The 1500-nt window shown below is 61.3% G+C and carries 1 protein-coding gene; it reads left to right on the top strand.

The window, feature by feature from the left end; genetic code table 11:
• Nucleotides 1-215: 215 nt before the first annotated feature.
• Nucleotides 216-1500: IS21 family transposase (gene istA / locus ACH107_RS32760; RefSeq protein WP_412509769.1), on the top strand; the 1285-nt coding region annotated here is incomplete at its 3' end.

Below are 1500 nucleotides of genomic sequence, written 5' to 3'. Positions count from 1 at the left end.
TGCCGCGCGACAAACAAGGTGAGAGTCGAGCGTCAATCAGGATGAGAACGCTGGGGTGGTGTTTCGTAGGGAGGGCGTAGCCCGACCGGAGAGATACCACCCCAGCGTTTCGCCCCACTTGGGCGGGTCTGACGGTCGTGACCGGCTCGGATAGGGATTGATCTTCCATTCAGGGAGGATCGTTCATGCCGGGCCGTCATGTCACTGACCAACAAATGAGGCTATTCATGACGCTCAGACAGACCCATACCGTTCCCGTGGCCGCCGCGAAGGCGGGTATCAGCCAAGCCACGGGCTATCGGATCCAAGCCGACCCGACCTTGCTATCCCAAAAGAAGAAGCCCCGCGGTCGGCGCCGCCCTGATCCACTGGCAGAGATTTTCGACACCGAGGTTGTGCCGATGTTGCAGTCTTCCCCGGGGATCCGGCCCGTTGCCGTTTACGAAGAGGTCATGCGCAACCATCCCAAGCTTGATCCCGGTATCCGCCGCACTCTGGAACGACGGATACGGGCCTGGAACGCCGAGCATGGCCCTGAGCAGGAGGTGATGTTCCGGCAAATCCACGAACCGGGCAAGATGGGGCTGTCAGATTTCACGGCCATGGGCAAATTGGGCGTGACCATCGCCGGCGAACCTCTTGATCATCGCCTGTATCATTTCCGGCTCGCCTATAGCGGCTTCCAGCACGCCCATGTAGTTCTGGGCGGCGAGAGCTATGTGGCCTTGGCCGAGGGCCTGCAGAATGCCCTCTGGATGCTCGGTGGGGTCCCTGCGATCCATCGCACCGACAGCTTGTCAGCCGCCTTCAAGAACCTCGACCAGGCCGCTAGAGACGATCTGACCGACCGCTTTGACGCCCTGTGCCAGCACTACCGCATGACGCCGACACGCAACACCAAAGGTGTCGCCCATGAGAACGGCTCCATTGAGAGCCCCAATGGGCATCTCAAGCGCGCCATCGAGGACGCGCTGCTCATGCGAGGCTCACGCGATTTCGAAGACCTGCCAGCTTACCGGCGCTTCATCGACGAGATTGTCGGCCGGACCAATGCGCGCAACGCCAAGCGGATTGACGCTGAACGCGAGACCCTCCAGCCATTACCGGCCCGGCGGACCACCGATTACGAAGAGATCACCCTGCGCGTCACCTCTTCCGGAGGGTTCACCTTGCGCAAGGTGTTCTACACCGTGCCATCACGGTTGATTGGCCACCAGCTTCGGGTCCGCCTCTACGACGATCGGCTCGAGATGTTTCTAGGGAGCACGCTCTTGATGACGCTGCCGCGCGGTCGTGCCTTCCGGGATGGCAGCCATGGCCATGTGGTCAACTATCACCACGTCATCCATTCGCTGCGCAAAAAACCAATGGCCCTGATGGGGTTGGTCTACCGTGACCTGCTCTTTCCGCGGCAGGCATTCCGCGACGTGTTCGAAGCTCTCTTGGAGAAAGCCGGCGAGAGGGCTGCGTGCCGCGTGACGGTCGATCTTCTGGCGCTGG

The organism is Roseovarius halophilus (ex Wu et al. 2025) (assembly GCF_047086965.1).
Note: the sequence above shows the minus strand (reverse complement) of the source record. Positions and strands in the feature narration are given on the sequence as shown.